Below are 11,716 nucleotides of genomic sequence, written 5' to 3' on the forward strand. Positions count from 1 at the left end.
TTTAGGCGGCCACGGCTTCGTATTTCGTCAGGATTTCGCGCGCCAGATCACGATAGGCGGCCGCGCCCTTGGAGTTGCTGTCGAACTCCAGCACCGGCATCGAGAAGGACGGCGCCTCGGACACCCTGACATTGCGCGGAATGATCGTCCGGAAGACCAGATCCCCGAGGTTGTCGCGGGCATCTTCCTCGACCTGCTGGGACAGGTTGTTGCGGCTGTCGTACATGGTCAGCACGATTCCCTCGATGCGCAGGTCGGGGTTGGCGCTTTGGCGCACTTCGCGGATGGTCAGCATGAGCTGAGACAGGCCTTCCAGCGCGAAAAACTCGCTCTGCAGCGGCACCAGCACCGAATGTGCGGCCACCATGGCGTTTACCGTCAGCAGGTTCAGCGACGGCGGGCAGTCGATCAGGACGAAATCATACTCATATTGCTCCATCGCCGGCTGGCGCAGCGCGTCATGCAGCAGGAAAGAGCGTTTTTCATTGGAAATCAGCTCGATATCCGCCGATGACAGGTCGACGGTTGCCGGCACGACATCCAGGTTCTCGATCTGGCTGCGCATGATGATCTCGTTCAGCGGCGCATCGTCCAGCATCAACTCATAGGTGGTGTTCTGACGGTCCTCCGGCTCGATCCCGAGACCGGTCGAGGCATTGCCCTGCGGATCGAAGTCGATCAGCAGCACGCGGCACCCCTGCTCGACCAGCGCGGCCCCCAGATTGATCGCGGTCGTGGTCTTGCCGACACCGCCTTTCTGGTTCGCGATGGCGACGATCCGCGGTCCCTGAGCCGAAAGCAGGTTAGACACGTTCGATTCCTCCGATTTTAAGGATCACAGCCTCAGACTCGGTTGTACTTCGCACCGGTTCGCAGTGAAAGCGCCAATGGCTCTCGGCGGCGGCAACTTCCTCTTTCCAGCGTGCTCCCTTCGGGAAAAGGGCCGTTCCGTCAGATTTCAGGTGCAGTTCAGCGAAACCGAGAAGCTGATCCAGGCTCGCCAGCGCCCGCGCAGACAGGATATCCGCCCCCTGATGGGCCACAGATTCGATCCGCTCAGCCAGAATCGTGGGCTTCAGCCCACATTCACGGGCCACTTGGCGCAGGAAGGCACACTTGCGCTGATCCGATTCAATGAGAGTAAACCGAGCGTCTGAATGGCTCTCTGCTGCGAGAATCGCAACGACAAGGCCCGGGAACCCGCCTCCGCTTCCCAGATCGACCCAATGCTGGAACGCGCCCGCCTGTGCCAGGACCTGGGTGGAATCAAGCAGATGGCGTGTCCAGAGCTCTGGAATCGTCGACCTTGCCACCAAGTTTATCCTGGGGTTCCACTTCTCCAGCAATGCCGCGTAGGTATCGAGGCGCTCCAATGTTTCACGTGAAACATTTGCGGCGAGATACTCCCTGCTCACGCCGACTTTTCCTTCAGATCCCGGTTGATACGCGACAGGATCAGCGCCAGCGCGGCCGGAGTCATGCCTTCGATCCGTCCTGCCTGCGCAAGATTGGACGGACGGATGCGCAGAAGCTTCGATTTCAACTCATTCGACAGACCGTCGAGACGCTCGTAATCGAAATCCCCCGGAATGCCGCGCGCCTCGTCCTTCTGAAGCGCCTGGGCGTCGTTCTGCTGACGCTGGATATAGGTGGAATAAAGCGCATCGCGGCGCAGTTGCTCCTGCGTCTCACCGTCGAGGTCCGCAAGAGAAGGTGCGAGCGGCACCAGATCTGCCACTGACGTCTCAGGAAAAGCCAATACCTGGTAGAGAGAGCGCTGCTTGCCGTCCTCGCCAACGCGAATACCTGCGGTGTTGAGCTGTTTGGGCGTCACCGTGGTACGTTCCAGGATCTCGCGCCCTGCCCCGATGCGCTCCATCTTTGCGCCGAAGGCCACGCGCCGGGCTTCCCCGACCAGACCAGCCTCAATCCCCTTCGGCGTCAGGCGCTGATCGGCGTTGTCCGCGCGCAGCGACAGGCGGTATTCAGCGCGCGATGTGAACATCCGGTAGGGTTCCGACACCCCGCGGGTCGTCAGATCGTCAACCATGACGCCGATATAGCTGTCGGTGCGGCTGAAGATCACCGGTTCCTGGCCCAGGGCTTCTTTCGCGGCGTTCAAGCCGGCGACAAGCCCCTGCGCAGCGGCTTCTTCATAGCCGGTTGTGCCGTTGATCTGGCCCGCCAGGTACAGGCCTGGCACGTCGCGCAGCGCCAGGCGCATGTCCAGCGCACGCGGATCGACGTAATCATACTCAATCGCGTAACCCGGCTGAAGGATCTCGACCTGCTCCAAACCCTTCATCGAGCGGACGTAGTCGTGCTGCACATCCTCGGGCAGAGAAGTTGAGATACCGTTAGGATAGACCGTGTCATCGCCCAGCCCCTCGGGCTCAAGGAAGACCTGGTGGCTCTCCTTGTCGGCGAAACGCACCACCTTGTCCTCGATCGAGGGGCAGTAGCGCGGACCGACGCCCTCGATATGCCCCCCGTACATCGCGGAACGCGACAGGTTCTCGCGGATGATCTCATGGGTGCGCGCACTGGTATGGGTGATCCCGCAGGCCACCTGACGAAGATTCAACCCCTTGGAAAGGAACGAGAAAAGCACGGGCTCGTCGTCGCCGGGCTGGTCTTCGAGCACCTCCCAGTTGATCGTCTTGCCGTTCAGGCGCGGCGGTGTTCCGGTTTTCAGCCGACCAAGCGGCAGGCCGAAATCCTCCATCCGTTCCCCCAGCTTGTTCGCTGCCGAATCACCCATGCGACCACCGGAATAGGAAACGTCGCCAATATGAATCAAACCGCGAAGGAATGTGCCGGTGGTCAGTACGACGGCCCTGGCGTGCACCTCGGAGCCATCGGCCAGCACGATCCCGGCAATCCGGTCTCCCTGCATGATGAAGTCGGTCACCTCGCCGACCAGCACGTCGAGACCGGGGCAGCTGGTCATCTCGCGCAGCATCTCGGCGCGGTAGACGGCACGGTCGGCCTGGGCGCGCGGGCCTTGCACAGCAGGTCCCTTACGCCGGTTCAGCAGGCGGAACTGGATACCCGCCAGGTCGGCAACACGACCCATGACACCATCCAGCGCGTCGATCTCGCGAACCAGGTGACCCTTGCCAAGGCCGCCAATCGCAGGATTGCAGGACATCACGCCGATGCCCTCCATCTTCAGCGTCACCAGCGCGGTGCGGGCCCCTGCCCGCGCAGCCGCATGGGCAGCGTCACACCCGGCGTGACCGCCTCCAACAACGACGACATCAAACTCAGATTGTTTCACGTGAAACATCCCTCACTTGCCGATGCAGAAGGACGAGAAGATTTCGTCCAGCAGGTTTTCGACATCCACGATGCCTACCAGAGAATCGAGCGCCCGGATAGCCGAGCGCAGTTCTTCGGCGATCAGGTCCTCAGTGTAAACCGGGTTGCCCAGCATCTCGCGCGCCTGTGACAGGTCGCCAAGGGCACGCAGGATCGCGAGCCGGTGGCGTTCTCGGGTTGCCGTGGCGACGAGGCTGGTGCGCTCAGCAAAATAAGCACTCAGCCGGGTGATCAGGGCATCGACGCCCTGCCCCGTGACGCCACTGATGCCGGCCGAATCGCCCGATTCGTCAGCCTTGCCACGCAGCACGATATCCTCGGGGCGTAGTTCGATCCGCGGCGAAATCTCGCCGGGTTCCAGCAGGTAGATGCGCAGATCCGACAGCTCGGCGCGCTCACGGGCGCGGGCGATGCCGATCGCCTCGACCTCGTCTTCGGTCTCGCGAATGCCGGCGGTATCCAGCAGAGTCACAGGCAATCCGCGCAGGTCCATCCGCACTTCGATCACGTCGCGGGTGGTGCCAGCAATACTCGAGGTGATCGCCGCCTCGCGGCCGGCCAGGAAATTCAGCAGCGTCGATTTGCCGGCGTTCGGAGCGCCGAGGATGGCGACTTCGAAGCCCTGGCGGACACGTTCGGCAACCTCTGCCCCCTTGGCCTGGGCGGCCAGTGACGCCGAAACACCGTCCAGCAGCTGGACCACCTCGGGGCGCACGTCGACGGGCACGTCTTCGTCGGCAAAGTCGATCACCGCTTCCAGCAGCGCCGCGGCGCGGATCAGGTCCTTGCGCCAGCCCTGCACAACCTCGCCCAGCTTGCCCGAGAAGACCCGCTGCGCCTGACGGCGCTGTGCTTCGGTCTCGGAGTCAATGAGGTCGGCAAGTCCTTCCACCTGCGCCAGGTCCATCTTGGAGTTCTCAAGCGCGCGGCGCGTGAACTCCCCCGGCTCGGCCATGCGCAAGCCGTCGATCTCTCCGAGAATGCGCAAGGTCGAGGACACGATGGCGGGCGAGCCGTGCAGATGCAGCTCGATCACGTCTTCGCCGGTGAAGCTGGCGGGGCCGGCGAAGGCCAGCAGCAGCGCCTGGTCCAGCACCTCGTCTCCGTCGCGCAGCAGGCGCAGGGCCGCCGCACGCGGTTCCGGCGCCGTCAGGCCGAAACGCGTGAGGGCCGGGAATGCTCCCGGCCCTGAAATCCTGATGACTGAGACGCCTGCCCGGCCAGGGGCCGAGGCAAGCGCAAAGATCGTGTCCATCGGACCCTCAGGTGTTCATCGAGTCGAAGAATTCGGAGTTGGTCTTCGTCTGCTTCAGCTTCGAGATCAGGAACTCGATGGCATCGGTGGTGCCCATCGGGTTCAGGATGCGGCGCAGAACGAAGGTCTTCTGCAGGTCCACCTTGTCGACCAGCAGATCCTCTTTCCGGGTGCCGGACTTGAGGATGTCCATCGCCGGATAGACGCGCTTGTCGGCGATCTTGCGATCCAGGACGATCTCGGAGTTACCGGTCCCCTTGAATTCTTCGAAGATCACCTCGTCCATGCGCGAACCGGTGTCGATCAGCGCGGTGGCGATGATGGTCAGCGAGCCACCCTCTTCGATGTTGCGCGCCGCCCCGAAGAAGCGCTTCGGACGCTGCAGGGCGTTCGCGTCGACACCACCGGTCAGCACCTTGCCCGAGGACGGCACCACGGTGTTGAAGGCGCGGCCAAGTCTTGTGATCGAATCGAGCAGGATTACAACATCTCGTTTATGCTCGACCAGGCGCTTGGCCTTTTCGATGACCATCTCGGACACGGCCACGTGGCGCGTCGCGGGTTCGTCGAAGGTCGAGGAGATCACTTCGCCCTTCACCGAACGCTGCATGTCGGTGACTTCTTCCGGGCGTTCGTCGATCAGCAGGACGATCAGGTAGCACTCGGGGTGGTTCTTTTCGATGCTGGCCGCGATGTTCTGCAGCAGCACGGTTTTGCCGGTGCGCGGCGGCGCCACGATCAGCGACCGCTGGCCCTTCCCGATCGGCGAGACAAGGTCGATGATCCGGGCCGAGCGGTCCTTGATCGTCGGATCCTCGATTTCCATCTTCAGCCGCTCGTCGGGATAGAGCGGGGTCAGGTTGTCGAAGGCGATCTTGTGACGCGCCTTCTCGGGGTCCTGGAAGTTGATCGAGCTGACGGTGGTCAGGGCAAAGTAACGCTCGTTGTCGTCGGGCGCCTTCATCAGGCCCTCGACCGTGTCGCCGGTACGCAGCGAGAACTGGCGGATCATGTCGGGCGAGACGTAGATGTCATCGGGGCCCGGCAGGTAGTTGGCTTCCGGCGAGCGCAGGAAGCCGAACCCGTCCTGCAGCACTTCCAGCACGCCATCGCCGCCGACCTGCCAGTCGTCGTCGGCCAATTCGCGCAGGATCTGGAACATCATCTCGCCCTTGCGCATGGTCGAGGCGTTCTCGATCTCGAGCTCCTCGGCCATGGCCAGCAGATCCTTTGGGCTCTTCGCCTTCAGATCGGAGAGGTTCAGACGGTTCTCTGTCATGAAAATAAGGTCCTTCGTCCGGCCCCGTCGGGGCGCGCGGTACGGTATCTATACTGGAGAATGGACTCACCCGGACGGGCGGCTTGCTGCGCTAGATAGGGACTCGCAGAGCGCGAGTCAACGAAATCGGACTCCTGCCGCCCCGGGAGGGCCCTCAGAGGCGCTCTCAGGCCCTTCCAGTGCCCTTCCGGGCCCCGGGGAGGTTTTCAGAACTTCACCACCACAGAGGCCACGATGAGCACCATCAGCAGCGTCGGAAGCTCGTTCATCATGCGGTAGGTGCGGCCGGTGCGGCTGTTCTCGCCGCGCACGAAGTCCTTGCGCCGCTTCCCAAGCCAATGATGGAACCAGGTCATGGCGATCACCGCCGCGCCCTTGGTCCAGGGCCAGACATCGCCCCAGTAGACCAGCCCCGGCGTCAGAACCAGCGCCAGGCCGAAGACCCATGTGGCGATCATCGCCGGGTTCATGATCCCTCTCAGAAGACGACGCTCCATAGTTTGGAACATCTCGTCGGTCTTGGGATCGGTCACCTGTTCGGCGTGATAGACGAAGAGACGGGGCAGATAGAAGATCCCGGCCATCCAGGAGATCACCGAGACGATGTGCAGGACCAGGGTCCAGGGATAGGCAAGGGCGAGAAAGTCGAACATCCGGGTACTCCGCTTGGACGCATCCTCTCTATCAATCAATAAAAAAGAAAAGAAAGATTGTTGTTTGATGTAGTCCGCCTTCAACCTGTGGATCCTTTCTTTGCCCACCGACTTATCCACAGGTGGATATCTCTGGGACGAATCGCGGGCGAATCGGGGAAAATTCTGCGCGAGATTCCGAAAACCGCACGACTCCAAGGACTTGAGCCGGGAAAATCCTGTGCATAAGCGGGAAGGCCCTGTGGGGACTGAATCCGGGGAATCCGGTGAGTCCGCGTTTTCCCGGTTATCCTTTCCCACCGGTGGGAGTCTTTCTAAGCGCTGTGTGGGACTCGGGGGGTTGTGCACAGCCCTTGCCGGGGACTTGCGTCAAGCCGTGATTTTTCCCAGAAGTATCGGCATCTCGTACTCCGGTTCTGCACTGACTTATCCACATGCCCGCAAAAATCCTTCTCGCCTCCGGCTCGACCATCCGGGCTGACCTGCTGCGCGGCGCTGCGGTGCCCTTCGAGGTGGAAAAGGCGCGGGTGGATGAAGAGGCGATCACCGCCGCGCTGGTGGCCGAGGGCGACAGCCCGCGCGACATCGCCGATGCCCTGGCCGAGGCGAAGGCGGCCAAGGTCGGGCGCAAGTACCCGGACAGTTTCGTCATCGGGTGCGACCAGACCTGCGACATCGAAGGCCAGATCCTCGGCAAGCCCGAGAGCGCCGAGGCGGCGCGCGAACAGATCATGTTGCTGGCCGGGCGCAGCCACAAGCTGCATTCGGCCGCGGTGATCTTCAACGATGGCAAGCCCGTCTGGCGCAAGGTCTCGACCGTCAAGCTGACGATGCGCATTCCCTCGCCCGAATATCTGGCCAGTTACATAGACCGGAACTGGCCACAGATCGGCCAGAGTTGCGGCGCCTATCAGCTGGAAGGCGAAGGCGCGCGGCTGATGACGAAGGTCGAGGGCGATTATTTCGCCGTGCTCGGCCTGCCGCTGCTGGAAATTCTCGACTACCTGACGCTCAGAGGAGCCCTTGCCGCATGAGCCTCGACCGCATTCCCCTTGCCGGTGTCATCGGCCGTCCGATTGCCCATTCGAAGTCGCCGCAGCTGCATGGACACTGGTTGCAGCAGATGGGTCTGCCGGGACGCTACATTCCGATGGAGGTTGCGCCCGAGGATCTGGAACAGGTGCTGCGCGCCCTGCCCAGGGCTGGCTTCGTCGGCGTCAACATCACCATTCCGCACAAGGAAGCGGTGCTGGAGATCGCCGACCTGGTGACCGACCGCGCCACGCTGATCGGTGCCGCCAATACCTTGATCTTCCGCGCGGACGGAAAAATTCATGCAGATAATACAGATGGTTACGGGTTCATCGAGAATCTGAAGCAGAACGCGCCGAACTGGAATCCCAAGGCCGGGCCGGCGGCGCTTCTGGGCGCCGGCGGCGCGGCGCGCGCCGTCATCAGCGCCCTGCTCGAGGCCGGGGTGCCCGAGATCTTCATCTCGAACCGGACCCGCGCCCGCGCCGAGGCGTTGCACGCCGATTTCGGCCGTCGCCTGACGGTGGTCGAATGGGTTCAGGCCGGCAACATGATCGAAGAGGCCGCGACGGTGGTCAACACCACCTCTCTCGGCATGGTCGGCAAACCCGAGTTGCGGGTGCCGCTGGACGGGCTGCGGCGCGGTCAGCTTGTCACCGATCTGGTCTATGCCCCGTTGAAGACCCCCCTTCTGGCCGCCGCCGAGGCCGCCGGCTGCACCACGGTCGACGGTCTGGGCATGTTGCTGCACCAGGCCGTGCCCGGGTTCGAACGCTGGTTCGGCAAGCGTCCGCAGGTCACCGATGAGGCCCGCGCGGCCGCCCTGGCATGAGCTTCCGCCTCGGTCTCACCGGCTCCATCGGGATGGGCAAGTCGACCACGGCGCAGATGTTCGTGGACGAGGGCTGTGCGCTCTGGGATGCCGACGCCGCCGTGCACCGGCTTTACGCGGCGGGTGGCGCGGCGGTGGCCCCGCTTGGCGCGCTCTTTCCCGAGGCCGTGACGGGGGGCGATGTTTCACGTGAAGCACTGAAGCGCATCATCACCGCCGACCCTTCCGCGCTGAAGCGGATCGAGGCCGTTGTGCATCCGCTGGTGGCCGAGGACCGCGCCGGTTTCATCGCCACGAGCACGGCGGAGATCGTGATTCTGGACATCCCGCTGCTGTTCGAGGGCGGCGGTCGGGGCGTTGACGCGACGGTGGTCGTCACCGCTCCGCCCGAGGTCCAGCGCGCCCGGGTGCTGGCGCGCGGCACGATGAGCGAGGCGCAGTTCGAGATGATCCTTGCAAAGCAGATGCCGGACGCAGAGAAACGGGCCCGTGCCGACTATGTCGTGCTGACGGATACGATGGAAAATGCCCGCGCCCAGGTGCGTGAAATCGTCAATGATATCAAGGAGAAGATCAAAAATGCGTGAGATTGTTCTTGATACCGAGACCACCGGCTTCGAGCCCGAGCAGGGAGATCGCTTGGTCGAGATCGGTGGTGTCGAGCTGTTCAACCACGTCCCGACCGGAGAGAGCTATCACGTCTATATCAACCCAGAGCGTGAGGTGCCCGAAGAGGCCTTCAAGGTGCACGGGCTGAACTACGAATTCCTGCGCGACAAGCCGGTGTTCAAGCAGGTGGCGCAGCAGTTCCTGGATTTCGTCGGGGATGCCAAGCTGGTGATCCACAACGCCGCCTTCGACATGAAATTCCTCAACGCCGAGCTGGGCTGGCTGAACCTGCCGCAGCTGCCCTGGGAACAGGCCATCGACACCCTGGCCATCGCGCGCAAGAAGTTCCCCGGCTCGCCCGCCTCGCTGGATGCGCTGTGCCGCCGCTTCGGCATCGACAACTCGGCCCGGACGCTGCACGGCGCGCTGCTCGACTCCGAGATCCTGGCCGAGGTCTACCTGGAACTGATCGGCGGGCGGCAACCGGGGCTGGTGCTCTCGGCGGGGCGGCGTGGCGGTGACGTGGCGCAGGAAGACGAGACCTGGCGCCCGCGTCCGCGTCAGACGCCCCTGCCCTCGCGGATCACCGAGGACGAGCGCGCCGCGCATCAGGCCTTCGTCGACAAGATGGGCGACAGCGCCCTCTGGAAGACGCTCTGATCCTGCGGCCCTGCCCATGCCGGGGCGGGCGAAGGCGGTTGCAGGGCGCCTGACCCACGGACTCCGGGCCCCTGACAGTCCGAGCGGGACAGCAAGCCCCCGGAAAACCCTTGTAAAACCCCACCAAAAAAGGCGCGTACCGGGATACGCGCCTTCGTTGTCAGTGGACGTAGGGTGGGTGCAACCCACCTTCCGCGATCGGTCGGGGCCGCGATCAGTTCGCCAGGGTATCGGCGGCGGCAGCCTGCTGGGCGGCGGCGCGGCGCTGGATCTCGGCGCGATAGAGCTGCACGAAATCGATGGTTTCCAGGTTCAGCGGCGGGAAGCCACCGTCGCGGGTCACGTCCGACACGATGCGGCGGGCGAAGGGGAACAGCATGCGCGGGCATTCGATCAGCAGGAAGGGATGCAGCTGGTCATCCGGCACGCCCTCGATGTGGAACAGGCCGACGTATTCCAGCTCCATCAGGAACAGGGCGTCGCCGCTTTCCTTGTTGTTCGAGGTGATGGTCAGCTTCAGCATCACTTCGTACTGGTTGCCGCCGTCGCGCTTCTTGGCGTCCAGCGCGACCTGCACCTTCATGTCAGGCTGCACGTTGCCGGTGGCTGGCTTGCGCGCCAGGATGTTCTCGAACGACATGTCCCGGATGTACTGGGACAGGACGTTCATCTTTACTGCCGGAGCCTGCTGCGGCGCGGCGCCATTGGTTTCCTCGGCCATCGGGCCCTCCTCGGTCAAATTCTTGCGAGTTTCCTAGCAGCTTGGCGGAAGGGTCTCAACGGCCAAGGGGCCCGGGGCGGGGTGACCCTCAGTGTCGGGTCCAGCCCGAGGGGTGGGTCGGTCGTTTTCCGGGCTCCAGCTCCTGGAAGTCGCCGTCGATGATGTCGGGATCACCGGAGGGGCCGCGCGGCGCATGGGGGTCGCGGCTGTCGAAGCCCGCGCTGAAGCTCTGCACCTTCACCCGCTTGCGCAGCCACAGGAAGGCCATGCGGCGGAAGGCCGGCGTCAACAGGGCAAAGCCTATGGCATCGGTGAAGAAACCGGGCGTCAGCAGCAGCGCGCCGGACAGCAGGATCATCGCGCCCTCGGCCAGCGGCGCAGAGGGGTCGGTCAGCTCGGAGAAGCTGCGCTGGATGTTCTCGAGCGCCTGGCGCCCCTGCTGTTTCACCAGCCAGGTGCCCAGCACCGCCGTCAGCAGCACCACGGCCAGGGTCCAGCCCAGGCCGATCAGCCCGCCGACCTTGATGAACAGTGCAATCTCGATCATCGGCACCGCGATGAAGGCAATCAGCAGCCACATGTCGGTCAATCTCCTTTCGGTGGCAAGGTAGACTTGACCCTGCCCGTCACCTACATAGGAACCAGACCCGGGGGATACAAAGTCCCGAGGCCCGAGAGGAGTTCCGAACTTGCCCTTTATCCAGCTTTTGGTGCTTGCTGGCATTGCCATTTTCCTGATCCTGCGCCTGAAGAACGTGCTGGGAACACGGGAAGGGTTCGAGAAGCCGCCCGTGACCGGACAGCCCCGCCAGGACGCCCTGCAGCGGTCCGGGTTCGAGGTGATCGAGGGCGGCCCCGATCCCGACATCACCGATCACGTCGCCGAAGACAGCCCCGCCGCCCGTGCCCTGGCCGAGATGAAGCGCGTGGAGCCCGATTTCTCGGTGTCCGAGTTCCTTGGTGGTGCCCGCCAGGCCTACGAGATGATCCTGATGGGCTTCGAACGCGGCGAGCTGGCCGAGATCAAGCCCTTCCTGTCGGAAGAGGTCTACGACAGCTTCGCCGAGGTGGTGCATGCACGTGACGCGCAGGGTCTCTCGATCGAGGCCGATTTCATCGGGCTGCGCGAGCTGTCGCTTTCCGACGCCACCTTCGATCCCGATACCGGCCTGGCCGAGCTGACCGTGCGGTATGTCGGCCAGCTGACCCAGGTGGTCCGCGACCGCGCCGGCGAGGTGATCGAGGGCGAGCCGGGCAAGGTGAAAACCCAGAAGGACAGCTGGACCTTCGAGCGCCGCATGGGCTCGGACGATCTGAACTGGCAGCTGGTCGCGACCGGAGAGTAAGGCGGGCC

Annotated in this window: 13 protein-coding genes; 5 read left to right on the top strand and 8 right to left on the bottom strand. The window is 63.6% G+C overall.

Annotation, left to right across the window (positions count from 1 at the left end; all coding sequences use genetic code 11):
* Position 1: 1 nt before the first annotated feature.
* The 6 genes from OS124_RS0119040 to hemJ form a co-directional block, all read right to left on the bottom strand.
* Positions 2 to 811 carry a ParA family protein gene (locus OS124_RS0119040; protein ID WP_010141501.1) on the bottom strand — a complete coding sequence of 270 codons (810 nt, stop codon included), beginning with the start codon at positions 809 to 811 and terminating at the stop codon, positions 2 to 4.
* Positions 804 to 1,415 carry a 16S rRNA (guanine(527)-N(7))-methyltransferase RsmG gene (rsmG, locus tag OS124_RS0119045; protein WP_010141502.1) on the bottom strand — a complete coding sequence of 204 codons (612 nt, stop codon included), beginning with the start codon at positions 1,413 to 1,415 and terminating at the stop codon, positions 804 to 806. The genes OS124_RS0119040 and rsmG overlap by 8 nt, the downstream gene beginning before the upstream one ends.
* Complete coding sequence (mnmG, locus tag OS124_RS0119050) at positions 1,412 to 3,289, bottom strand: tRNA uridine-5-carboxymethylaminomethyl(34) synthesis enzyme MnmG (RefSeq protein WP_029375578.1); 1,878 nt, start codon at positions 3,287 to 3,289, stop codon at positions 1,412 to 1,414. The genes rsmG and mnmG overlap by 4 nt, the downstream gene beginning before the upstream one ends.
* Before the next feature lie 3 nt (positions 3,290 to 3,292).
* A complete protein-coding gene (gene mnmE, locus OS124_RS0119055) occupies positions 3,293 to 4,576 on the bottom strand; it encodes a tRNA uridine-5-carboxymethylaminomethyl(34) synthesis GTPase MnmE (protein ID WP_010141504.1) in 1,284 nt (427 codons plus the stop codon).
* A gap of 7 nt (positions 4,577 to 4,583) precedes the next feature.
* Complete coding sequence (rho, locus tag OS124_RS0119060; RefSeq protein WP_010141505.1) at positions 4,584 to 5,855, bottom strand: transcription termination factor Rho; 1,272 nt, start codon at positions 5,853 to 5,855, stop codon at positions 4,584 to 4,586.
* Between the two features lie 206 nt (positions 5,856 to 6,061).
* Positions 6,062 to 6,508 (bottom strand): protoporphyrinogen oxidase HemJ, encoded by a 447-nt coding sequence (gene hemJ, locus OS124_RS0119065; RefSeq protein WP_010141506.1) that lies wholly within the window; start codon positions 6,506 to 6,508, stop codon positions 6,062 to 6,064.
* A gap of 434 nt (positions 6,509 to 6,942) precedes the next feature.
* Between hemJ and OS124_RS0119070 the strand changes: the two genes are divergently transcribed.
* From OS124_RS0119070 to dnaQ, 4 genes are read left to right on the top strand one after another with little or no spacing between them, the layout of a single operon-like run.
* A complete protein-coding gene (locus OS124_RS0119070; protein ID WP_010141507.1) occupies positions 6,943 to 7,542 on the top strand; it encodes a Maf family protein in 600 nt (199 codons plus the stop codon).
* Positions 7,539 to 8,372 carry a shikimate dehydrogenase gene (locus tag OS124_RS0119075; RefSeq protein WP_010141508.1) on the top strand — a complete coding sequence of 278 codons (834 nt, stop codon included), beginning with the start codon at positions 7,539 to 7,541 and terminating at the stop codon, positions 8,370 to 8,372. Before OS124_RS0119070 ends, OS124_RS0119075 begins: the two co-directional genes overlap by 4 nt.
* The gene (coaE, locus tag OS124_RS0119080; RefSeq protein ID WP_010141509.1) at positions 8,369 to 8,959 is read left to right on the top strand and encodes a dephospho-CoA kinase; all 591 of its coding nucleotides are present in this window, start codon (positions 8,369 to 8,371) and stop codon (positions 8,957 to 8,959) included. Before OS124_RS0119075 ends, coaE begins: the two co-directional genes overlap by 4 nt.
* Positions 8,952 to 9,641 carry a DNA polymerase III subunit epsilon gene (gene dnaQ / locus OS124_RS0119085; protein WP_010141510.1) on the top strand — a complete coding sequence of 230 codons (690 nt, stop codon included), beginning with the start codon at positions 8,952 to 8,954 and terminating at the stop codon, positions 9,639 to 9,641. The genes coaE and dnaQ overlap by 8 nt, the downstream gene beginning before the upstream one ends.
* Before the next feature lie 214 nt (positions 9,642 to 9,855).
* Here the strand turns inward: dnaQ and secB are convergent, their stop codons facing one another.
* The gene (gene secB, locus OS124_RS0119090) at positions 9,856 to 10,362 is read right to left on the bottom strand and encodes a protein-export chaperone SecB (RefSeq protein ID WP_040607570.1); all 507 of its coding nucleotides are present in this window, start codon (positions 10,360 to 10,362) and stop codon (positions 9,856 to 9,858) included.
* An 88-nt stretch (positions 10,363 to 10,450) separates the two neighbouring features.
* Positions 10,451 to 10,942: an FxsA family protein gene (locus OS124_RS0119095; RefSeq protein ID WP_010141512.1), complete on the bottom strand. Its 492-nt coding sequence runs from the start codon at positions 10,940 to 10,942 to the stop codon at positions 10,451 to 10,453.
* A gap of 109 nt (positions 10,943 to 11,051) precedes the next feature.
* Between OS124_RS0119095 and OS124_RS0119100 the strand changes: the two genes are divergently transcribed.
* Positions 11,052 to 11,708 carry a Tim44/TimA family putative adaptor protein gene (locus OS124_RS0119100; RefSeq protein WP_010141513.1) on the top strand — a complete coding sequence of 219 codons (657 nt, stop codon included), beginning with the start codon at positions 11,052 to 11,054 and terminating at the stop codon, positions 11,706 to 11,708.
* The last annotated feature ends 8 nt before the right edge of the window (positions 11,709 to 11,716 follow it).

Source organism: Oceanicola sp. S124 (genome assembly GCF_000220565.1).
Taxonomy (GTDB): Bacteria; Pseudomonadota; Alphaproteobacteria; order Rhodobacterales; family Rhodobacteraceae; genus Pseudooceanicola.